Source organism: Mesorhizobium sp. M6A.T.Ce.TU.002.03.1.1, assembly GCF_003997275.1.
Taxonomy (GTDB): Bacteria; Pseudomonadota; Alphaproteobacteria; order Rhizobiales; family Rhizobiaceae; genus Mesorhizobium; species Mesorhizobium mediterraneum.
The window spans coordinates 12037-34941 of record NZ_RZTI01000013.1 but is presented as its reverse complement, the minus strand read 5'-3'; the positions used below and the strand labels follow the sequence as shown (position 1 = coordinate 34941).

Genomic DNA, 22905 nt, shown 5'->3' with positions numbered 1-22905 from the left:
CTGAACGATCGCGCTAACTTGCCCTGCATCAGATGCCTCGACCAGCGCGCCGGCGATTGGCGGATTCTTATTCTGCCGGCACGTACGCTCCACTCCGCCAGACGTACCAAACCCAGCTCTGGGTCGTAAGATCGCCCTTGTCGTCAAAGTCGATACGGCCCAACACAGTCTCGAATTGATTGTTCCGCAGCGACGCAACCACGGCCTGGGGCTCCAGCGAGCCCGCCTTCTCGACCGCCCGCGCCCATACCTGGACGGCGCCATAGCTCAGCAGGGTATAGCCTTCGGGCTCGAAGTTCTCGGAGCGGAACTGCTCGACGACTAGCGCCGCTTCTGGATTTCGACGCGGGTCGGGGACAAAGGTGAAGAGCGTGCCCTCGGCCGCGGGGCCGGCGATGAGGCCGAACTCCTCGGTCGACATGGCATCGCCCGAGACGAGTTGAAGTGCGTATCCGCGATCATGTGCCGCGCGGAGCATGAGGGCGGCTGCGTCATAACGGCCGCCGAGGTACAACACCGCAATATCTGTTGCCTCGAGAGCAGCGATTTCAGACGAATAGTCGGTCTTCCCGGGGTCGTAGGCTTCATAGATCGCTTCGGTCACGCCCCGCTGGTTCAACTGCTTTCTTGTCTCATCGGCAAGACCCTTCCCATAGGTCGTACGGTCGTGAAGTATTGCGATCTTCTTGTCGGCCCAATGATCGGCCAGGTAGTTGCCGGCCACGGTGCCCTGCGCGTCGTCGCGGCCAATGACTCGAAACACATTGGCACGGCCCTGCTCGGTCAGCATCGGGTTGGTGGACGACGGCGAAATCTGCAAGATTCCCGCAGCCTCATAGACCTTCGATGCCGGGATCGACGACTCGGAGCACATGTGCCCGACGACGAACACGACGCCGTCAGCCACCAGCTTTTGGGCGGCCGCCATAGCTTGCTCGGGATCGCAGAAGTCGTCGACTGTGATGAGCCGCACCTGCTGCCCGAGTACGCCGCCCGCTTCATTGACTTCGGCCACGGCCATTTCGGCACCGCGCTCCATCTGCCCGCCGACCCAGGCGAGCTGCCCCGTGACCGGGCCCGCCGCCCCGATCAGGACCTCGGCCCCCGCGGGGAGGCTGAACGCGGCTGCAAGCGCGACGATAGCTACGGTGATGATGCGGTGGGTGGATGCACCCCCAAACCGCCGCTTACGCCAATCCGGTCGGCGCGACAGCCCTTTCCGCAGGCGCAGCGTCCTTGGGGGCCGCGATCCCGCCAGCGGCAGACGCAAGAGGCAGCCGCGTATACGGAGGCGCCCAAACATCGCGCCGATGCTTGATCCGAACGATCGTGCTAACCCGGTCTGCATCATTTGTTTCAGCGTGCGCCGGACCCTTACTCGACCGGCACGTACTCTCCACTCCGCCAGACGTACCATACCCAGCTTTGGGTCGTGAGATCGCCCTTGTCGTCAAAGTCGATACGGCCCAACACCGTGTCGAATTGATTGTTGTGCAGCGACGCAATCACGGCCTTCGGCTCCAGCGAGCCTGCCTTCTCGACCGCCTGCGCCCAGGTCTGGGCGGCGCCGTAGCTGTGCAGCGTCCAGGAATCGGGTTCGAAGTTCTCGGCGCGGAACCGCTCAACGACATCAGCCGCTTCCGGATTTCGACGCGGGTCGGGGACAAAGGTGAAGAGCGTGCCCTCGGCGGCAGGGCCGGCAATGAGCGCAAACGCCTCGGTCGCCGTATCGTCACCCGAGATCACCTGAACCGGGTAGCCCCGGTCGCGCGCCGCGCGGACCATGAGCGCGGCCTCGGTATGGTACCCGCCCACATAGAGCACCGCGATATCCGCCGCCTGCAGCGCGACGATCTCAGCGGAGTAGTCGTCTTTCCCGGGAACGTAGGCCTGGTAGATCGCTTCGGTCACGCCCCGCCTGTTCAATTGCTTCCGGGTCTCGTCGGCGAGGCCTTTCCCGTAGGTCGTGTTGTCGTGGAGGATCGCGATCTTCCTGTCGCCCCATTGATCAGCCAGGAAGTCGCCGGCCTCGAGGCCCTGCGCATCGTCGCGACTACAGACGCGGAAGACGGTGGCGCGGCCGTGCTCGGTCAGCATCGGGTTGGTCGAGGATGGCGATATCTGCACAACGCGCGCCGCCTCGTAGACCTTCGAGGCCGGGATCGAGGCTCCGGAGCAGTAGTGCCCGACCACAAATACCACGCCGTCGGCGACCAGCTTCTGGGCTGCCGCTACCGCCTGCTCGGGATCGCAGAAGTCGTCGACCGTGATGAGCCGCAACTGCTGGCCGAGCACCCCACCCGTCGCATTGATGTCGGCCACGGCCGCCTCGGCGCCGCGTTTCAATTGTGTGCCGGTCCACTCGAGCTTTCCCGTCATCGGGCCGGCGACACCGATCAACACCTCCGCCCCCGCAGGGCAGATGAACAACGCCGCGAGCGCGGCGACAGCAATGGTGACCGCGTGGTGCATGACTGCACCCCCAAACTTTAGCTTACGCTAATCCAGCCGGCGCCGACAGTCCTTTCCGCAAGCGCGGATACCTCGGCTGGTTCTGCGGCGCATCCGGCTCTTTTCTGAACGAGCGACCAGGGACCAGGATCGCCATGTGGCCTTGTGCGGTACCTGATGACTGGCTGAAGCGCTGGATTGCTGAGCTCTCAACAAAATCGGTGACTGAGCGGTAGTTCCGGCCTCTCGCGACGAACCGAATTGCCCCGTTTGCAGACCTTCCGGTCTGACCTATGGAGGTCGCCAACGGGTCACAAGCAGAACAGCAGCCCCCTACGGCTCGTCCCTCTCATCGCGCAAATTAGACACAACGCGGCGGTTCTGCGACCTGCAGGCGGTGTCGGGGCAGTCGCGGACGAGCCTGTCCTTACCGTAGCCCTTGGCCCACATACGGTTGCGGTCTATGCCGCCGGCGGCGAGGTAGTCCATCACCGCATCGGCGCGCTGCTGCGACAGCGCCGTTTCACTTGCGCCGGGATCGTCGGCGAAACCCTGCAGCTTGAGCAGCCAGCGCGGATGCTTTGCTAACCAGGCGATCTGGGTGTCGAGGGTGGCCTTGGCGACAGAATCGAGCGCGGCCGAACCTTGCGTGAAATAGGTGCGGCGGCCGACATTGAGGATAAAATCCTCCTCGCTGCCCGGCTGCACGTTCTGGAAGCCGGCAACCTCGGTGTTGGTGATGTCGGGCGTGGAAGGGGCCAGCGTGTTGCTGGTCGAGCAGGATGCGGCCAGCACCAGCAGGCCGGCGGCGAGCAGCCGGCGCGTGTTTTCAATCATGCGGTTCATGAGGCGCCAATCATTCGACAGTGGTGGAAGCGGGCGCCTGGTCGGCGATGTGCGGCAGGACCTGCACCGCGGTGCCGATCGGGCAGCGCTGGTAAAGGTCGATGATGTCTTCCGGGAACATGCGGATGCAGCCGCTGGAAGCGTCGGTGCCGATGCTCCATGGCTCCAGCGTGCCATGCAGGCGGTAGCCGGTGTCGGCGCCGTTGCGGTGCAGATAGAGCGCGCGCGGCCCGAGCGGATTGTTGGACGCGCCGCCTGCGACCATGTGCGGTAGGTCCGGCTTGCGCTTACGCATTTCGGGGGGTGGGACCCATTGCGGCCACAGCGCGCGGCGGTCGATCGTCGCGCGGCCGTACCATTTGAAGCCGTCCTTGCCGACGCCGACGCCGTAGCGGATGGCGGTCTTGTTTTCCATGATGACGTAGAGGAAATGGTGGCGGGTATCGACCACGACGGTGCCGACCGGCTCACTGCTGAAATACTTGACGATCTGGCGATGCCATCTCTTGTCGATCTTGGCGAAGTTGGTCTTGCGATAGACAAAATTGTTGTCGCTGGCGGTACCGGCGAAAAAGGATTTTGCCGCCGCGGCTTGAGCAATATTGCTGGTTGCACCCACCGCGACCAGCGCCAGGCCGCCGAGCACGACACCCCTGCGTGATAAAACCATCGGCAATATCCCCCCATGCCAAAAGCCTGGCGGACCATAGTTGAGAATTACTTCGCCTCAAAGTGGAAAATGCTGCGTTGCTTCAGTCTGCCGTGCCGGAAGCGGAACGTCCGCTTTCGGGATGATGGGGCTGGAAAAGCCGACCTTTTCATCCAGGGTGGTGCCGACCGCATTGCGCCAGAAGCAGCGGGATGGGTCGGACGCGCGTCAGTGGCCCTGCGGCAGGAGAGCTGGGGCGTCGCGCGAGCCATAGTCTCAAGAGGCGTGATCTGTGGTATCATAGGTCGGTAAGACCGGAGGCGCCGGTCCTGCCTGCCTCTGGCCTGCGGCTTGCGAGTCGTGAATCTTTACTGAGGCTCAACATGGAGCGGAAGCTCGCTGCCATCCTTGCCATCGATGTTGTCGGGTACTCGGCGCTCATGGAGGCGGATGAAGCGGGCACCTTCGACCGGCTGAAACGTGGCCGCAAAGAGCTGTTCGAGCCGGAAATCGCGACGCGACACGGGCGAATCTTCAAGCTGATGGGAGACGGCCTGCTGGCGGAGTTCGGCAGCGTGGTGGATGCGGTCGAATGCGCGGTCACGCTTCAGCGCGGCATGGCGGAGCGTAACGCGAGCGTCGCCGAAGACCAGCGCTTCGAAGTCCGGATCGGAATCAACCTTGGAGAAGTGATCGTCGAAGGGGACGATCGCTATGGCGAGGGCGTGAACGTGGCGTCGCGTCTCCAACAACTCGCCGAGCCCGGTGGCATCTGCGTTTCGGAGAAGGTGTCCAAGGAGGTCAGGCAGAAGCTGGCGTTTGCGTTCGAGCCCATGGGCGAGCAGCGGGTGAAGAATATAGCCGAGCCGATATACTGCTATCGCGTGAACCTGCACGTTCCGAGAGCCGCTCCGGTCGGCCGACTGGCATCGCTCGAATTGCCCGACAAGCCCTCGATCGCGGTCTTGCCTTTCACCAACATGAGCAACGATCCGGAGCAGGAAACCTTTGTCGACGGCTTGACCGAAGACCTGATCACCGACCTGTCTCGCTCAGCCGGCCTCTTCGTCATCGCGCGCAACTCAACCTTTGCTTACAAGGGGCGGTCGGTCGATGTGCGTTTGACCGCGCGTGATCTTGGGGTGCGCTATGTGGTTGAAGGCAGCGCCCGGCGCGCCGCGGCGCGCGTGCGCATCAATGCGCAGCTGATCGACGCGATCGGCGGCGATCATATCTGGGCCGAGCGCTACGACAGCAGCCTCGAGGACATCTTTGCAGTGCAGGACGAGGTCACGGCCAAGATCGTCGAAGCCCTTGTCGGCCGATTGGCCGGACAGCCGGCGCGTAAACGGCCGACGAGTCTCGAAGCCTATGATCTTTGCGTGCGAGCCCGCGGCGTCAGTTTTCAGACCGGGTTAGGCGCGCGGGAAGCGCGCATGCTCCTGGAAAAGGCGATCGGACTCGATCCCGACTATGCCGAGGCACATAGCTTGCTGGCCCTCAATCTTTGGCTCGGCTGGCTGTTCTGGAACGAGCCGAAGCAAACCAACCAGCCTCGCGCGCTGGCGGAAGCGCAGCGGGCTGTGGCGCTCGACCCTAACGATGCGGGAAACCGCTGGGGGCTGGGCATCATACTTGGTCACGAACGGCGCTTCCCGGAATCGGATGCCGAGTTCGAGGCGACCTTCAAGCTCGATCCCAATCATGCCGATGCCTGGGCGATGCGCTCGGATCTCATCACCTTAAGGGGCGACGCGGTCAAGGGCATCGAATTCGTGACGCGGGCGTTGCGGCTCAATCCGCACCCTCCAGGGTGGTACTATTGGATGGCGGGCCAAGCCTATTATGCGCTCGGCGACTATCAATCTGCGGTCGATGCCTTACGCAAGCCGGAAACCTACCGCACCACGTCGCGGCGCATCCTAGCGGCAGCCCTCGCGCAGCTCGGGCGCCTTGACGAAGCCCGTCAAGAGGCGGAATTCTTCCTGCTGAGCGATCCCTATTTCAGCATCAGGCACTGGGCAACATCGCAGCCATTCGACGACGAAGAAGTGCTCCAGCGCTTCGTCGAAGGTTACCGCAAGGCTGGCCTTCCCGACTAAGGAGCGCATCGCTTTGGATCGCCGACTTGCTCTCGTCAGGACATACGCTCGTCTTTTGGCTGTGAGGGCAATGCCCGTGGGTTCCATCGATCAATGTCCGTTGATGGCGCGCGAGTACGACGTTGGTGATGGATCCTGCAATGTCCGCTTTCGAAAAGCCGGAAAAGCAGTTTTTGTGACCGACTTGGGGCGCAGAGCTGCCGTTCAGAATCTGAAATGTGAACATCGCCTTCGAGTCATGGCCTGCCGTTGGGCGGCCGCGAAGGAAAGAGTAGTGAAAGGTTCAGACGTTGTGATGAGGCGACCCGTCACAGGGTCGCCGTTGAGTTCCGCCCTGCACTCTTATGCGACTTTTCGAGCACAGACCGAGAACATCTGGCCGTTTTTCGGGTCCACCCGACCCTGAAGTCGCGCTGCCGAGCGTCCCGCATACGCGGACCTTGCCGCCAACCTCGGCCTGTCGGGGTGGCATCACCGTTGCCTTCGCGTGGACAACGTCGACGAGGCGTTGCCGAGTTGAAACGCCGTATCGTGACATTTGTGCATGTGTTCCGGCGATCAGCAGCCGCATCGCGTTCTTCTCCGATCCTTGGGGCCATCTTCGAACGGATGCAGCCAACAATTGGTCAATCTCAAAAGGGTCCTTTCCGCCTATCGCACGGAGGGTAGACGCCCACACAGTTCGGAGGCACGAACAAATTTCGGCGTATGGACCTGTCTTCCGGAACCAAGAAAAACTATCGTTTAAATCAATTGAAGCTGACATTGTTTTTCGATCGGTCGATTCCTTATTCTTGATCCTCGGATGGCTGTCGATCATGGCGCAGCCTTCCCCGGGAGGTCAGGATGAGGCATGATTTCGAGACGCACCGCCGTCAGGCGATGAGCATTTTCCGCGCCTGGGGCATGCCTGCGGAGAAGGCGGAGAAATCGGCGGACGTGCTGGCCTGGGCCGATCTCCATGGCCTCGAAAGCCACGGCATCGCGCTGTTGGTCGAATACAACGAACGACGGCAGACGCGGCCGATCAACTTTCAGTCGAAGCCCGCAATCGTGCAGGAGACGGCGGTCAGCGCCCTGCTCGACGGGGACGGCGGCCTCGGCCACGATCCCGCCATACGAGCGATGGAAACCGCGATCGCCAAGGCAAGGGCAGCCGGCGTCGGCGTGGTGTCGGTCCGCAATTCCGGTCATTTCGGCGCGCTGGGCTACTTCACCACCAAGGCCACCGATCACGATCTGATTGGCATCGCCGCCACCAGCGTATTCGGCATTCGGGTTCCGCCGACCGGCGGCGCGGCGGCGCGCTTCGGCACCGACCCGTGGTCCTTCGCCGCCCCCGCCGAGCCCGGCCGGCCCTTCGTGCTCGACATGGCCACGACGACGGTGGCGTCCGGCAAGGTCCGGAACAAGATCGTCGAAGGCCAACTCATGCCGTCGGGCTGGGGCATGGACGGGAAGGGCGTGCCGACGCTCGACCCGAAAGCGGTGATGGAGGGAGGCTTCCTGTCGCCGCTGGGCGGCGCGGCGGAGAGCGCCGGCTACAAGGGTTACGGGCTGGCTGCGATGGTCAATATCCTCGCCTCGTGCCTGTCCGGCTCCACACTGATCACCGATCCCAACCATTCGAAACAGCCATGGGGCCTCGATGTCGGTCACTTCTTCATGGCCATCAACCCCGCCTTGTTCCGTCCGATTGCAGACTTCCGCGCCGACGTTGCCCGCTTCTGCGACGATCTGCGCGCAACACCCCCCGTGGACCCGCTAAAACCTGTCCAGGTGGCCGGCGACCCGGAGCGCAAGGTCCGCGCCGAGCGTGAGAAGACAGGCATTCCCATCGGGCCCGGCCTGCATCGCCGTCTCCATCGGATAGCCCAGGAATCCGGCGCCGACTGGGTGCTTGCGCCTGCTTCTGTCGACAGTTTACAGTTGGCTGGCGACAGTGAACCGAGGGCGAAGACGTGACATTTGCAGCAAGACCGATCGAACGATCCGAAAGCCTGAGCGCTCGCGTCTACAGCGAAATAGAACGGATGATCCTCACGGGGGACATACAGCCCGGCAGCAGGATCAACGAGGCGGTGCTTGCCGGGCAGATGGCCGTGAGCCGAGCGCCGGTGCGCGAAGCGACGCGGGCACTTGTCGAGGCGGGCCTTCTCATCGCTATTCCGGCGCGCGGCGTCTTCGTCCGTGAAATGTCCCACCGCGAGATTGCCGAAAACTACGACGTGCGCTCGTTGCTCACCGGGCTGATGTGCGCGCGGGCAGCGGAACGGCGTACCGAAGCCGAAGCGGCAAAGCTCAAGCGCCTGATAGCCGACATGGATACGGCGATCGCCGCCGGCCGGATCGTGCGCTACTACGAGATCAACCTTGCGTTCCACGAACTGATCGGCCGTATCGCCGATCATTCCTGTGCGCGCCGCGTCTACAACGACCTGATCCGGGAAACCCATGTCCTGCGGCGCTCGCTATCATCGCCGGAGCAGACCAATCTGGAGCATCGCAGCATCGCCGAAGCGATCGAGCGCGGCGACGTCGAGCTCGCTCGGCAGCGTGGGCTCGAGCACGTCCTCAACGGCAAGGCACGCTGGAAGGCATCCATCGAAAATGCGGCGGCCGCCGTGGCCGCCATATGACCCATTTGTCCCAAGGAGATCTCACTTGAAAATTGCAAACATCACCGCCAGCCTGCATCGCCACGAGATCGATTTGCCTGGCATCGGCGAATCCATCGAATCTCGCATGTTCGTCTTTGTCGAGGTCGAGACCGACACGGGCCTCAAGGGGCTCGGCTGCACCGGCCAGTTCCTGCCTTGGTCGACCATGCCCTGCATCGAGGATCATATATTTCCGTTGATCAAGGGCATGGATGTCTTCCACACCGAGGCTATCCACTCCAAAGTATGGAAGCAGCTCAACAACCGCGCCTATACCGGTGTCATTTCCAACGCTCTCTCGGCGATCGACATCGCGCTGTGGGACCTCAAGGGCAAGATTGTCGGCAAGTCGGTCTCGGAGCTTCTGGGCGGCTATTCCCGCGAGGCCTACACCTATGCGACGTTTGGCTACCCGTTCTTCGACGAGCAGCAGATCGCCGACTACGCCAAGAAGTTTCTGGCCGACGGGCACACCATGCTGAAGATGGTCGTCGGCGGCGAGCCGACGCGTACCTGGAAGGACGACGTGCGTCGCGTCTATGCCGCACGCGAGGCAATCGGCCCCGACGTCGACCTCATGATCGACGCCAACTGCTACTTCAACCCCCATGACGCCTTCATGCTGGCGAAGGCCGTGGAAGACGCGAACCTGAAATGGTTCGAGGAACCGATCCAGCAGAACGACGCGCGTGCGCTTGCCGACCTGCGCAGCCGCGTCAAGATTCCAATCGCCGCCGGCCAGATGGAAGGCAACCGCTGGCGCTTCCGCGAACTCGTCGTCCACCACGCGGTGGACGTGCTGCAGCCGAACGTCCTCTACAATGGCGGCTACACCGAGGCGCTCAAAGTGGCGCACCTCGCCCAGGCCTTCAATCTGCCGATGGCCAATGGCGGCGGCTGGCCGATCTTCAACATGCACATTCTGGCGGGCGTAATGAATGGCGGCCCGGTCGAATTCCACTACGGCATGTGGATGACCGGAAAACATTTCTTCAACGGCACGCCCGACCCCGTGAACGGCAAGATGACAATCCCGGACGCGCCGGGCCTTGGCTTCACGCCGAATTACGAAGCGCTAAAGGATGGCCGAGTCAAGGATCCCAAAGGTAGCCAGTTCACCGGTCGTGATGCGCACGGCTACCTGCTGCGTGAAACCATCGAAAAGAAGAACGCCTGACAATCGCAGCCCCGGGACCGCCAAAAATGGTTCGATCGGTTCCGGTGCTGTTCCAAGTTCTAACTGGGAGGAAATGACTATGACCTACGGACTCTCGAACTTCGTCAACCATGGCCGCGTTGTCGGCCTCGGTTTGCTCACAGCTGCGGCCATCGCGGTCAGCGCCGCGGCAGCGGAGTATCCGGACAAGGACATCAAAATGATAATCCCGTTCGGCGCCGGCGGCGGCAGCGATACGCTCGCCCGCACCATCGCCGGCGTGATCGAGGAGATGAAGCTGATCCCTGTGAAGATCCTGCCTGAGAACCGTACAGGCGGCTCGGGCGCGGTCGGCTACAGTGTAGTCGCCAAGGAAAAGGGTGATCCCTATCATCTGGCGACCGTCAGCGTCAGCTTTTTCACAACGCCACTCCTGGGTGGCTCGCCGGTGAGCTACAAGGACTTCACTCCACTCGCTGCGATCGCGCAGTCGCCCTACATCATGGTTGTTCCTACCTCTAGCGAATACCAGAAGCTTGACGACCTGAAGAAGACGCCGCGCTTCACCACCGGTACGACGGGCGTCGTCTCCGACGCGGCACTGCTGGCCAAGATGACGTCCAACGCGCTCGGCATCCAGATTGACTCAGTGCCGTTCGACGGTGAGGGCGAGGTGATGGCGGCGCTGCTCGGCGGACATGTAAACGTCGGCTTTCTCAACCCATCCGAGGCGATGGCGCAGATGAAGGCCGGCAAGCTGCGGCCACTCGCGATCACGTCGGCCGAGCGTTCGCCGGCCTTCCCCGACATCCCGACCTTCAAGGAACTCGGATATGGCGAGATTCTGCACACCCAGCTTCGCGGACTGGTCATGCCCGCGGACGTTCCGCCGGAAGTCGTAACCTACTGGGAGGGCATCCTGCAAAAGGTTGCGACCAGCGAGCAGTGGAAGAAGCAGTATATCGACCGCTTCCACGACATCCCGGACTATGTTGACGCGGAAGGCTTCAAGCAAGTGCTCGAGCGCACCAACGCGCGCTACGAGACGATGATGAAGGAACTCGGCATCATCAAATAGTGACGTTGCTCGGAGCCACCCGAAATGGTGGCTCCCATCCGTCGCGAGGAGGAAAGCGATGAGCGTTCAACGGCTCGACCTACTGGTCGCCGCACTGCTGATAATCTTCGGTCTCTGGCTGATCTACACAGGCATCGGTTATGGCCTGATGCAGGGCACCACGCCCGGGGCCGGTCTCTTCCCCATCATCATCGGTTCGTCGATCGCTTTGCTCAGCGCAATAAATCTATACCGGGCGCTTGGCGGGGTTGAGAAGCTTGGCCCGGGCATATCGGGCCGCGAGGCGGCAAAAGCCGGGGTCGTGATCGCGGCGCTGCTGATCGCCGTCTGGCTGACCCCGTATCTCGGCATGATGATCGCCACCATGCTGGCTATGGCGGCGATCGGCCTGGCTCTGCGGACCGAACCGGGCCCGGTTTTCTTTGTCAAGCTTGCGGCGGTGTCTGTGATCACGCCGATCATCCTTCTGCTGCTGTTCCAAAATCTCCTGGGCGTGCCGACCCCCAGGGGACTGCTCGGCTTCTAATCGGCCACCCAAGAGAGGTACCGCGATGGAAACGCTTGCGCTGTTGTGGGACGGAATTCTCGCCGCCACCGATCCGGCAATCTTCGCCTGCACCATACTGGGCGCTGTGGTCGGCTTGCTGATCGGTGCGCTCCCTGGCCTCGGACCGACCGCCGGCGTTGCGATCATGCTGCCGGTGGCGGCAGGCTTCGGCGGCGTCGCGGCAATCGCGTGCCTCGGTGGTGTCTACTATGGCTCGATGTTCGGCGGCGCCATCACGTCGATCCTGCTCGGCATTCCCGGCGACGCGCCTTCCGTGATGACGGTCATCGATGGCTATCCGATGGCCCAGAAAGGCGAGGCCGGGCGGGCGCTGGGGACGAGCGTCTTCGCCTCCTTCGTCGGGGGTCTTCTCGGCATAGCCGGGCTGGTGGCTCTTTCGGTTCCGGTATCGCGCTATGCACTCGCCTTTGGCCCGACCGAGATGACGGCGATGATGTGTTTTGCGCTTTCGCTGCTCAGCGTGTTGGGCGGCCGCAACGCCTTCAAGGGTTTCGTCGCGTTGGCGCTGGGCTTGTGGCTGGGCATGGTGGGACTCGATCCCATTTCCGCCTTGCCGCGCTATACCGGCGGGTCGATGAACCTGTTCGATGGGCTCGACTTCTCCATCGTCGCTGTCGGCCTGTTCGGGCTTACCGCGATCTTCACCTCCCTTGAGGCGAACGTGGACAAACCGGTTGCCAAATACACTTTCGCCTCGCTGTTGCCGAGGATGAGCGATGCCGTTCAGACACGCTGGCAACTGCTGCAAGGGTCGGTGCTCGGCTTCTTCGTGGGCGTCCTCCCCGGCGTCGGCGCCTCGGCAGCGACCATGCTCTCTTACGCACTCGCCAAGCGCCTGTCGCCGACGCCCGAAAAATATGGCACCGGCATCGTCGAGGGCGTGGCAGCGCCGGAGGCGGCCAACAATTCAGCGTCCTACGGCGCGATGATCCCGCTGTTCACGCTTGGCATCCCGGGCTCGGCGACCACGGCGGTGATGATGGGCGGGTTGATCATGATCGGCCTGCAGCCGGGCCCGCTGCTGTTCACCGAGAATCCGCAGTTTGTCTGGTCGGTGTTTGGCTCTTTCGCCATCGGCAACCTGGCACTTGTGTTCTTGACGCTGTTGCTGACTCCGCTGCTGGCGGCGGCGCTTTTCGTTCCGACAGCCTATCTCTATCCAATCGTCATTGCGATCGTCGTTTACGGTGTCTTCGCCATCGACAATTCGACGTTCAATGTGATGCTGACCATCTTGGCAGGCGGTGCCGGGATCATCCTTGCCAGGCTCGATTATCCAGCCGTGCCGCTGATCCTCGGCCTGGTGTTGGGACCGCTGCTGGAGCGCAACATCCGCCGCACGCTGATCCAATCGCAGGGCGACTTGCTCGTCTTCATCGAGCGGCCCATTGCCCTGGGGCTGTTCATCGCCACGGTTCTCGTGCTCTCGATCCCACTCTTCCTCAAGCTGACCGGGCGCAAGAAGATCGCCGCGGACGAGGCTGAGGTCTGACAGGACTGCGGTATATGACATTTCAATATTGCATCGTTGGCGGCGGCATCGTCGGGCTTGCCACCGCCTCCGATATCCTGGCCCGCGATCCGGCGGCTCGCATCCTGGTCATCGAAAAGGAGGCCGGTTTCGGCGAGCACCAGACCGGCCACAACAGCGGTGTTATCCATGCCGGCATCTACTACGCCCCCGGCTCCTTGAAGGCGAAGCTCTGCCGCGAGGGAGCGAAGGCCACGAAAGCCTTTGCGCGAGACAACAACATTCCGTTCGAGGTGTGCGGGAAGCTGCTTGTCGGCACCAGCCCGGTCGAGATGGAGCGCATGGAAGCGCTAAAGCATCGCGCTTTGGAGAATGGCATTGGCTTCGAGGAGGTAAGCGCGGCGCGTCTGCATGAGATCGAGCCAAACATCGCTGGCCTGGGCGCGTTGCTCGTGCCGTCGACCGGCATTATCAACTATAAGCTGATCTGCGACGCTCTGGCCGAGGGTCTCAAGGCGAATGGTGCCAAACTGATGACCGGCACCCGCGTCAAAGGCATCTCGGAAGACGACACCGGCGTGGTGGTGACCACCGATCATGGCGAAGCGATCCGCGCCGAGCAGCTTGTTGCCTGCGCCGGGCTGCAGTCGGATCGGCTTGCGAGGCTTGCCGGGCTCAATCCCACCCACCAGATCGTGCCGTTCCGTGGCGAATATTACACATTGCCCGACGCGAAATCGACGATCGTCAAGCACTTGATCTATCCGATCCCTGATCCGGATCTGCCGTTCCTCGGCATCCACCTGACACGCATGATCGACGGACGGGTGACAGTTGGGCCCAACGCCGTGCTGGGCTTTCATCGCGAAGGCTACAAAAAGGGCAGCATCGACCTGGGCGATGTCACCCAGATGCTCACCTTCGGCGGCTTCTGGAAAATGGCCCGCAAGAACCTCACGTCAGGGATCGACGAGTTCCGCAACTCGATTTTCCGCCGCGGCTACCTGGAGCAGTGCCGTAAATACTGCCCTTCGCTCGAACTCCCGGACCTTGGCCAACCAGGCGCAGGCATCCGTGCGCAGGCGGTTCTGGCCGATGGCACGCTGGTGCACGATTTCCTCTTCCTCGACAGCCCGCGCCAGTTGCATGTCTGCAACGCGCCGTCGCCCGCGGCGACGTCCGCCATGCCCATCGCGAAGATGATCGTCGATCGGATCGAGGAGCGGTCACAATGATCCGGGCCCGATACAATCATTGCCCCACGCGTATCCCGCGGCAGGCGCTCGGCATGCATCGTCACAGCCTGGCGCGTGGGTCCTTTCGAGCCAACCGTTCCAGTAGGTAGTCGACTTCGGATCGACCGGCCGGCGTCAGCGACGAGCGCGGGCTGCGCTGCACGTCCGATGTTATGGCGCCGCGCCGCATCAGCACGTATTTGCGCACCGCGAGGCCAATCCCCTGTTGCTGCTCGAAACGGATCAACGGCAGGTGGGCATCGAAAAGGTCGTGCGCTGCGTCGCGCTGGCCTTCGCGGTGCAGCCGATCGAGTTCGACCAGCATGTCCGGAAAGGCATAGCCCGTCATCGCGCCATCCGAACCGCGTTCCGGCTCGAAGTCGAGGAACAGTCCGCCATTGGCCGTCAGGATCGAGAATTTCCGCAGGTCGCCCGCGGCTTGGAGCTTGCGGATCGCCGAGATTTTCTCAAGTCCCGGCCAGTCCTCTGCCTTCAGCATGACGCAGGACGGATGTTCCTTCATTATGCGCGAGATCATCGGCACCGACAGGACCACCGATAGCGTCAGCGGATAATCCTGCAGGGCCCAGGGTACGTCCGGACCGATTGCTTCCACGCAGTGATGGAAATAGGCGGCGATCTGCTCGTCGCTGCGCAGGTGCGAGGCCGGAGCCAGCATCACGCCGGCTGCGCCGGCATCCGTCACCTCGCGCGCCAGCCTGCGCATGGCGGCAAAGCTCGGATTGGACACTCCAACCACGACAGGCACACGCGAGCGCGCGATCACGCGCCTTGCGATTGTCAGCGATTCCTCGGGCTCCAGTTTCTGGGCTTCGCCCAGAATGCCGAGGATTGTCATGCCGGCGGCGCCGGCATCCTGGTAGAACTCCGTCAGCCGGTCGACGGAGTCGTAGTCGACCGACATGTCCGCATTGAACGGCGTCGCCGCGATCGGGTAGACGCCTTTGGCATCGACGCCGAAGGTCATGTCTTCTTCGCGAAAGCGGCATAGCGCGCCTTCGTCTCCTCGTTCATCGGATAAAGACCGGGCAGCGGCACGCCGCGGTCGACCTCGGTCATGATCCACGCTTCCATCGTCTCCTGCTCCGGCGCTTCGGCCAGCACCTGCTCGAGAAATGCCGCGGGGATCAACACCGCGCCGTCATCGTCCACCACCACGATATCGTCGGGAAAGATCGCCACGCCGCCGCATGCGATCGGCTCCTGCCAGCCGACGAAGGTGAGACCGGCCACTGACGGCGGCGCGGAAATGCCGTTGCACCATACGTTGAGGCCGGTACCGAGCACGCCCGCGGCGTCGCGCATCGCGCCGTCGGTGATCAATGCGGCGACATTGCGCTTGGCCATGCGCGCGCAGAGGATATCACCGAAAATACCGGCGTCGAGCACGCCCATTGCGTCAGCCACCGCCACGCAACCTTCGGGCATCGCCTCGATCGCCGCACGGGTCGAAATAGGCGAGGCCCAGCTTGCCGGGGTGGCGAGGTCTTCACGCGCCGGCACGAAGCGCAAAGTGAAGGCTGGCCCCACCACGCGCGGCTGGCCTGGACGGATAGGCTTGGTTCCACGCATCCAAACGTTGCGCAGGCCCTTCTTCAGGAGGACCGTGGTGAGGGTCGCGGTGGAGACGCCCTGCAGGGTCTCTACGACTTTCGGGTCGAGGGTCATCGGGGTCTCCTTAGATGCTGGGGATCAAGCCGCCGTCGATGCGAATGACGGAGCCGGTGATATAGGATGCGCGCGGGCTAGCCAGGAAGGTGACCGCATCGCCATATTCCTGCGGTCGGCCATAGCGCCCGACCGGAATGGACGCGGTGCTTTGAGCGGCTACTTCCTCGGCCGAGCGCCCCTCGCGCTTGGCTTTCTGTTCGTCGAGAAAGGTGATGCGTCCCGTGGCGATGCGCCCGGGCAGAACGATATTGGCGGTGATGCTGTCGCGGCCGACTTCGGCCGCCAACGTCTTGGACCATCCGACCAATGCCATTCTGAGCGCGTTCGACATGCCGAGATTAGGGATCGGCGCGACCACGCCGGAGGACGTCGAGGTGATGATGCGGCCCCATTTGCGCTGGCGCATGCCGGGCAGCACCGCGTCGGTGACGGCAATCACCGAACGCACCATGCTGTCGAAGAACTTCGACCAGTCCTGCGAAGACTGACCGGCTGCCGGCGTCGGCGGCGGGCCGCCTGTATTGTTCACCAGAATGTCGACCGAGCCGAAGGCCTTCTCGATCGAGGCCAGGCGTCCCTCGATCGTCGACAGGTCGCCGACATCCCAGCCCATTGTCAGCGCCTCGTTGCCGGCGCCCTTGATGGCCGAGGTGGTGTTTTCCGCAGCCGCTTCATCGATGTCGGCGACGACCACGCGCACGCCTTCGCCGGCCAGCGACCGCGCGATCGCCCCGCCCAACCCGCCGCCGGCTCCAAAGACGAGCGCGACCTTACCCTTCAGTTCGAGATCCACAGGAAACCCTCCAATTCAAGGCGGATTATCATCAACCCCGTACAGAAGAAAACATGGCTTGCCGTATAATTTGATGATAGTTTTTCTATCGATGGAATCACGCTTTCTCGAAACCTTCCTCCTTGTGGCCGAACTCGGTTCGCTGGCCGAGGCGGCCCGCCGTCTGGCAATCACGCCGGCCGCCGTGGCCCAGCGCATGCAGGCCCTGGAGGACGAATTCGGTAAGCGGCTACTGGTACGCGCGGGCCGCGTGGTGCAGCCGACCGACGCCGGCCATGCAATTCTGGAACAAAGCCGCAGAATCCTTGGCGACATCCGCCACCTGAAAACGCTTGCACAGACCGATTCGCCATCAGGTGAGATGAGGCTCGGCGCCGTGTCGACCGCGCTGACCGGCATCCTTGCGCCCGCCCTCCGGCACCTTGTCGACACGGTTCCTTCGGTCGAGGTCTTCGTTCTCCCCGGCACTTCCACTGATCTCTATCAGGCGCTGGGCGACGGAAGCATCGACGCGGCCATATTGGTTCGGCCGCCCTTTCCAATCCCAAAATCGCTGCATTGGAGCGTGCTTCGGACCGAGCCTATGATCCTGCTTGCGCCGAGCGCCCTCGCCACTGGCGATCCGGAACAGTTGCTCGCAACGCTGCCTTTCATCCGGTATGACCGCAACAACTGGGGTGGCCGGCTGGCCGACGAGTGGCTGCGCCGCCAGAAGCTTCGGCCCCGGGAGTGGCTCGAGTTGGATTCGTTGGAAGCCATAGCCGTGATGGTCAGCAACGGTCTCGGTGTTTCCGTTCTGCCCGACTGGGCGCCGCCATGGCCGGAGGGGCTGTCGGTCGCGCGCCTACCGCTGCCGGGCCCGCCGCTGGTGCGCGAGATCGGCATGTTGTGGCCGCGCAGCGCGCCTTCAGGACGGCTGGTGGGTGTTCTTCTGGACGCTTTTGCGGCAGTCTCGTCAGGCGGGAAGAGGGCCGACGATGCTTGATCCGCCTGGCTGAGACCATGACTCCGGCCGCGCTGGCATGGCCAAGGAGGATCCTAGGGTGCGACACCAATGAGCGAACTGAAACCGCCGCTGGACGCGAATGCGGCCGCTTTGGCGCGGGTCAACCTCAAGCTGTTGCAAACTTTTATGCTGGTCGCCGAAAACCGCAGCTTCAAGGAGGCCGCCGACCGGGCACATCGTTCGCAGTCCGCCATCAGCATGCAGATAAAGCAGCTCGAGGACCAACTCGGCGCCAAGCTGTTCAACCGCACCACGCGCGACGTGAAGCTCACGCCTGAAGGAAGCAAATTGTTCGCCAGCACGCAGCGCGGCCTGCAAGAGGTCGGCATCGGCTTGCGCAACGTCCAGGAGGCACTAGCCATCCGGCGCGGCCAGGTCGCGCTGGCCTGCGCGCCCACGATCGCCTCGACCCATCTGCCGCGTATCCTCGCCGAGTTCGAACGCGACTATCCGGGAATCAAGATGCTTTTGTCGGAACTTAAGTCCGCCGACCTTTACCGGGTGATACAGGCCGATGCTGTCGATTTCGGAATAGGCCCGATCTCAGGCGATCCGAACCTCGATTTCGAGCCGCTGCTCGACGATCCGCTGCACGCGCTGATCCCCACGCGGATGTGTCCGCACAATCGTCGCACCATCACGCTGGCGGAACTGTCCAGCCTGCCCTTGCTCCACTACCACACCACCACCCTGATGGGTGCGATGTTCGAGCGCGAGGCCGCCGCTCGCGGCATCGCGCTGAACGTGCGGTACCGCTGCATCCAGGCGGAGACACTCGTCGCGATGGCCGAAGCCGGCATCGGCGCGGCAATTCTCACCCAGTCGATCGTCCGTTTCGCGGAGCCGAACCAGTCGCGCGTCTACCAGATCGTCGAGCCCGAGCTCATTCACCGCTACGGCATCGTGCGCAAGCGCGGCAAGGAACTTTCGCCGGCCGCCGAACGGCTCGCGCAATTGATCCGGATGTCGCTGCGCCAGGCCTGAAGGCCGGCGCCATCAAAGGCGACTTCAGATTTTCGGAATAATCGATAGGATTTTTGAATTTTTTCTGAAGTTCGGCTTCCGCTAGACAGTGCCTTCCCGGCACACGGAACGTCGGGAAAGGAGGGAAGTCGTGCTTCAGGATGTTTATGTCCAACAGGACAACAATGTCGTCGAGACCAGGAGCAAGATCGCTCGTATCCAAGCGCACAAGCTCGCCAACATTCCGATCACGCCGCCGCCCTATCGCGACAAGCCGAACAAGGAAGGCGCACTGCTTCTCCAGGTCGAGACCAACGACGGCCTCGTCGGTTGGGCGACCAGCGGCTACACCCATCACGTCGCCATCGACTTGATCAACAAATACATCGCGCCGACGATCATCGGAGAGAGCCCGATGCGCACCGAACGCATTCCCCTGCTGTTCGATCGCGCCAGCTTCGAGCGGCCGCTCGGCAGGACGCTGATCTCGGCGCTGGCGATGATCGACATCGCGCTATGGGACATCAAGGGCAAGATGCTCGGCCAGCCCGTGCATCACCTGCTGGGCGGCGCGCGCGACAAGGTGCCGGTCTATGTCACGCATGGCGCGGCCTATGACAACGCCCCCGTTTATTCGCCGGAGGAACTCGCCGCGGAGGCGGCCCACCTCGTCAAACTCGGCAACAACCATCTCAAGAACACTGTCGGCCGCCAGCCCATTCCCGATCCCAAGGATGACTACATCCGCATGAAGGCGATGCGCGAGGCTGTCGGCCCGAATGTCAAGCTCGCGATGGACGGCAATCTGCGCATGAATCTGGCCCAGGCAGCGGAACTGTGCAAGCGATGCGAGGAACTCGACATCAGCTTCGTCGAGGAGCCGCTCTACTACAACGACCCGAGGCTGCTGCGCGAGCTGCGTTCGAAAACGACCATCCCGGTCGCTGCCGCAGAGAATGAGAAGTTCTCCGCGCGCGACCTGATCCTGGCCGACGCAGTCGACTACATACAGCCCAATGTCAACAATGACGGCGGCTACTCAGCAGCGATCCGCACCGCCGCCCTTGCCAAGATGTTCCATATCCCGCTCTCGCACGGCAACGGCAATGGCCCGCATAACATCGCGCTGCATGCCGGGATTTCGAACGGCGGACTGGTCGAATACCACTTCCACAAGTGGATGGCCTACAACGCAATCTTCAAGAGCGTCCCACAACCCGAGGATGGCTATCTGCGTGTGTCGCAGGAGCCGGGGCTGGGGCTTGAGCCGAAGGATGGCCTGATCGAGGAATTCGCGGTGCAAATGTAGCGCGGCCAGGCGTCGGCTTAGTAAGGTAGATTGGCCCAACGCGGCCGGCGAGCGAAGTTTGCTGCCTGTCCCGCCATCTGCCCTTCCCTGTCAATGACCCATGGAATGGGAATCCCAGCCTTTCGCGCAAAACGGGCTCTGACTCATATGTGGGAACGTATAGGACCCCGCCCGATTGCAACAGGTTAGCTGAATCCGGTTGATGGTCACAACTGCTGACGTATATCCGGCTTCTTGATGCGGCTAGATGTTCAGCGCCGTGAGCCTCGATGGGTTTTTGCCCGCATCCATCTCAACGGCCCAGACATCGACATCGCCGAAGCCGTGACGGGTCCACAAAAGGTTCGGGACACGGCGGGGCGAGGAACGTCTCGATTGGGGCCGGAAGCGGACGGTCGGCTTTCAGCCGTTAAAGGGGTGGAAGCGGACATTCAGGACCTTGGGGAGCATCGACGCGATCTGACCCATTCCGGTCATTCCCAGAGCATTTCGGCGTCTCCAAAGCGGACACTCAGCCAAGCCGGCGCTGATGACCTAAGCGGACATCTTGTCGAGAGAGCTTTCCGTTCAGAACTCTCGTGGATGGAAGGACCGGCGCGTTGCGTATGCCGAGTAACCCCGCCATCCGCTAGCTATAGCTAAAGCACGCTCGCGTCCGAAGCAGGACTAGAATAGGGTGAAAGGTAAAGCCGCTACGACCGACCAGGGAAGGCGCACGGCACGTATGGACCGACGGCTTACGGCAATACTTGCTGCCGACGTGGTTGGCTACAGCCGCCTCATGGGCGAGGACGAGGTAGGCACGCTCGAGGGACTGAAGAGCTGCCGTCGCGAACTGATCAACCCCGAGATCAAGAAGCACCACGGCCGCATGATCAAGCTCATGGGCGACGGCGCGCTCGTCGAGTTCGCCAGCGTCGTCGATGCCGTCCAGTGTGCTGCTGTAATCCAGCGCCGGATGGCCGACCGCAACAAGGGCATCGCCGAAGCCCGGCAAATCCGGTTTCGCATTGGTGTCAATCTCGGTGATATCATCGTTGAGGGTGACGATATCTACGGCGACGGGGTAAACATCGCCGCCCGTCTGCAGGCGATCGCAGTGCCCGGCGGAATTTGCATCTCCGGCACGGCGTTCGATCACGCAGCGCACAAAGTGGATGTCGGCTTTGCGGATCTCGGAGGGCAGCGCCTCAAGAATATCGCCGATCCGGTTCGCGCCTATCGGGTTCTGCTCGATCCCGGAGATGCGGGGAAGATCTTAGCGGCGCCACGCCGGCCAGGTTCGCCCATCATGATTTTGGCAGGAGTAGCAGCGCTGCTCATCGTCTTGCTTGCAGGCATTTTTGCATGGCAATGGCAAAAGCTCTCCGCGCTCGAAAAGCCATCCATTGCAGTACTGCCGTTTACGAACCTGAGCGGCGATCCTGGCCAGGACTATTTTGCCGACGGCATCACCGAAGATTTGATCACCGACCTTGCGAAGCTTTCCGGGCTCGATGTGATCGCCCGTAACTCCGTCTTTGCCTACAAAGGAAAACCCCTCGTTTTGGCAGATGTTGGGCGTGACCTTGGCGTGCAATTTGTCGTTGACGGCAGCGTGAGGCGGACCGGCGATCAAATCCGCCTCAACGCGCAACTCATCGATATCGCCACTGGCGACAATCTATGGGCTAATCGGTTCAATCGCGGCATCGCGGACGTGTTTGCAGTCCAGGACGAGATGAGCCGGGAAATCGCCAAGGCGCTCGGCGTCCAAGCTTCGGTAGCCGAGAGCGAGCGAATGGCACGCCCGCCGACTGCAAATCTCGAAGCCTATGATACCTACCTCCGTGCGGAGCGGGAGGCGCGCACCGGTCGAGGCGACGGATTGCGCGAGGCGCTTGCGCTGTATGAGAAGGCGCAGAAGCTCGACCCCACCTTCGCCGAGGCCTTCGCCGCCGACGCACGGCTGAGTGTCTATCTTTGGCGCACTGCCTCCGATGATATCATTCAGAGCGCGCTTGCGCGAAAGAGAGCATATGAGAAGGCAAGCCGTGCTTTGGAGCTCGATTCGGAGTTTTCATCGCCCTACGCCGTTCTCGGGATTATGCAGGTCATGGATCGCCGCTATGAAGATGCGATCGCCTCGGCGGAGCGTGCTGTCGCATTAGGCTCCGGAGACGCTGCGACGCAAATTGCCGTTGGTTATATCCAGCTGTTCGCCGGCAACCATAACAAAGCGGCATTGGCGGTCGAGACGGCATTGAAGCTTGATCCCAATCTGGCTCCGATAGACCGGGAGGTTGTCGGGGTTGTCTTGCTTTTGCTCGGGGACACCAGGAAAGCCATTGAGACTCTCGAGCGCGCTCGCGACGATGCTCCAGAGGCGGGCAGCCTTAGGATTCTGCTCGCAGCGGCCTATTCCCGCGCCGGCCGCACAGAGGACGCCAAAGCGGCGATTGCGGACGGCCTCCGGCTGGTGACGAAGACCGAATCCTTGGCTCGACTGCGGTCGTTGGACGCGTTTCGGAATCACTATGCCCATCTTCGCAACGCTGAGGATTTGGCGCCGATCATCGACGCCCTACGCCTGGCAGGACTTCCCGAATGGCCGTTCGGCTTCACCGCCGATGAACAGGACCGGTTGAACGGCGCGGAAATCGCATCTCTTGTTGTTGGCAAGACCTTGAAAGGCAACATCGAACCCGACGGGCTTCCAGCCATTATGCAGATAGAACAGGACGGCACGGCAGTCTTCCGCACGATGACACGAATGCTCACCGAGAGGGTCTACGTCGATCGCGACCTCTTATGTGAGCATAGCGAAAATATGTTTGGGCGCCCCATCTGTGGTCCCGTCTACAGACGCAGGGACGCTGCCGGCAACGGGTATTCTTATGTCAATGCAGGTATGGTGTTTCACTTCGTGACAGTGAATTGAGCTCGC

Annotated in this window: 19 protein-coding genes; 12 read left to right on the top strand and 7 right to left on the bottom strand. The window is 62.4% G+C overall.

All coding sequences use genetic code 11. The annotated features are described in order from the left end of the window. Window positions 1-67: 67 nt before the first annotated feature. The 4 genes from EOC93_RS06525 to EOC93_RS06510 all read right to left on the bottom strand — a co-directional run bounded on the left by EOC93_RS06525 (window position 68) and on the right by EOC93_RS06510 (window position 3967). On the bottom strand, window positions 68-1156 hold the full coding sequence (locus EOC93_RS06525; protein ID WP_245329736.1) for a branched-chain amino acid ABC transporter substrate-binding protein: 1089 nt from the start codon (window positions 1154-1156) through the stop codon (window positions 68-70). A gap of 218 nt (window positions 1157-1374) precedes the next feature. Continuing rightward, the gene (locus EOC93_RS06520; RefSeq protein WP_095482817.1) at window positions 1375-2472 is read right to left on the bottom strand and encodes a branched-chain amino acid ABC transporter substrate-binding protein; all 1098 of its coding nucleotides are present in this window, start codon (window positions 2470-2472) and stop codon (window positions 1375-1377) included. Window positions 2473-2784: 312 nt separating this feature from the next. Next, a complete protein-coding gene (locus EOC93_RS06515) occupies window positions 2785-3297 on the bottom strand; it encodes an OmpA family protein (RefSeq protein ID WP_027155108.1) in 513 nt (170 codons plus the stop codon). 10 nt (window positions 3298-3307) lie between these two features. Next, on the bottom strand, window positions 3308-3967 hold the full coding sequence (locus EOC93_RS06510; protein WP_077380658.1) for a L,D-transpeptidase: 660 nt from the start codon (window positions 3965-3967) through the stop codon (window positions 3308-3310). A gap of 362 nt (window positions 3968-4329) precedes the next feature. On the opposite strand from EOC93_RS06510, the gene EOC93_RS06505 reads away from it, so the two are divergent. The 8 genes from EOC93_RS06505 (at window position 4330) to lhgO (ending at window position 14216) form a co-directional block, all read left to right on the top strand. Further along, entirely contained in the window at window positions 4330-6048 is a 1719-nt protein-coding gene (locus tag EOC93_RS06505; RefSeq protein WP_095482820.1) for an adenylate/guanylate cyclase domain-containing protein, read from the top strand. Between the two features lie 846 nt (window positions 6049-6894). Then, window positions 6895-8013, top strand: a complete 1119-nt coding sequence (locus tag EOC93_RS06500; RefSeq protein WP_095482821.1) for an Ldh family oxidoreductase — start codon at window positions 6895-6897, stop codon at window positions 8011-8013. After that, on the top strand, window positions 8010-8687 hold the full coding sequence (locus tag EOC93_RS06495; RefSeq protein ID WP_095482822.1) for a GntR family transcriptional regulator: 678 nt from the start codon (window positions 8010-8012) through the stop codon (window positions 8685-8687). The genes EOC93_RS06500 and EOC93_RS06495 overlap by 4 nt, the downstream gene beginning before the upstream one ends. Window positions 8688-8712: 25 nt before the next feature. Beyond that, window positions 8713-9885, top strand: a complete 1173-nt coding sequence (locus EOC93_RS06490) for a mandelate racemase/muconate lactonizing enzyme family protein (RefSeq protein ID WP_095482823.1) — start codon at window positions 8713-8715, stop codon at window positions 9883-9885. Between the two features lie 79 nt (window positions 9886-9964). Continuing rightward, complete coding sequence (locus EOC93_RS06485) at window positions 9965-10942, top strand: tripartite tricarboxylate transporter substrate binding protein (RefSeq protein WP_095482824.1); 978 nt, start codon at window positions 9965-9967, stop codon at window positions 10940-10942. Between the two features lie 58 nt (window positions 10943-11000). Continuing rightward, a complete protein-coding gene (locus tag EOC93_RS06480) occupies window positions 11001-11468 on the top strand; it encodes a tripartite tricarboxylate transporter TctB family protein (protein ID WP_095482825.1) in 468 nt (155 codons plus the stop codon). Between the two features lie 25 nt (window positions 11469-11493). After that, entirely contained in the window at window positions 11494-13002 is a 1509-nt protein-coding gene (locus tag EOC93_RS06475) for a tripartite tricarboxylate transporter permease (RefSeq protein WP_095482826.1), read from the top strand. 14 nt (window positions 13003-13016) lie between these two features. Then, window positions 13017-14216 (top strand): L-2-hydroxyglutarate oxidase, encoded by a 1200-nt coding sequence (lhgO, locus tag EOC93_RS06470; RefSeq protein ID WP_127204164.1) that lies wholly within the window; start codon window positions 13017-13019, stop codon window positions 14214-14216. Between the two features lie 61 nt (window positions 14217-14277). On the opposite strand, the gene EOC93_RS06465 is transcribed toward lhgO, so the two are convergent. Genes EOC93_RS06465 through EOC93_RS06455 form a run of 3 tightly spaced genes read right to left on the bottom strand, consistent with a single transcriptional unit; the run spans window position 14278 to window position 16701 of the window. After that, window positions 14278-15204, bottom strand: coding sequence for a dihydrodipicolinate synthase family protein (locus EOC93_RS06465; protein WP_126105640.1), 927 nt, complete (start codon window positions 15202-15204; stop codon window positions 14278-14280). Next, window positions 15201-15905, bottom strand: a complete 705-nt coding sequence (locus tag EOC93_RS06460; RefSeq protein ID WP_126105639.1) for a ribonuclease activity regulator RraA — start codon at window positions 15903-15905, stop codon at window positions 15201-15203. Before EOC93_RS06460 ends, EOC93_RS06465 begins: the two co-directional genes overlap by 4 nt. A gap of 10 nt (window positions 15906-15915) precedes the next feature. Further along, window positions 15916-16701 carry an SDR family oxidoreductase gene (locus EOC93_RS06455; protein ID WP_127204163.1) on the bottom strand — a complete coding sequence of 262 codons (786 nt, stop codon included), beginning with the start codon at window positions 16699-16701 and terminating at the stop codon, window positions 15916-15918. Between the two features lie 91 nt (window positions 16702-16792). Here EOC93_RS06455 and EOC93_RS06450 point away from each other — a divergent pair, with 91 nt between their 5' ends. From EOC93_RS06450 to EOC93_RS06435, 4 genes are all read left to right on the top strand, one after another. Further along, window positions 16793-17686: a LysR family transcriptional regulator gene (locus tag EOC93_RS06450; protein WP_127204162.1), complete on the top strand. Its 894-nt coding sequence runs from the start codon at window positions 16793-16795 to the stop codon at window positions 17684-17686. Between the two features lie 69 nt (window positions 17687-17755). Then, the gene (locus EOC93_RS06445) at window positions 17756-18691 is read left to right on the top strand and encodes a LysR family transcriptional regulator (protein WP_127204161.1); all 936 of its coding nucleotides are present in this window, start codon (window positions 17756-17758) and stop codon (window positions 18689-18691) included. A gap of 130 nt (window positions 18692-18821) precedes the next feature. Continuing rightward, window positions 18822-19979 carry a mandelate racemase/muconate lactonizing enzyme family protein gene (locus EOC93_RS06440; RefSeq protein WP_127204160.1) on the top strand — a complete coding sequence of 386 codons (1158 nt, stop codon included), beginning with the start codon at window positions 18822-18824 and terminating at the stop codon, window positions 19977-19979. 724 nt (window positions 19980-20703) lie between these two features. Next, a complete protein-coding gene (locus EOC93_RS06435) occupies window positions 20704-22899 on the top strand; it encodes a tetratricopeptide repeat protein (RefSeq protein WP_127204195.1) in 2196 nt (731 codons plus the stop codon). Window positions 22900-22905 lie beyond the last annotated feature (6 nt).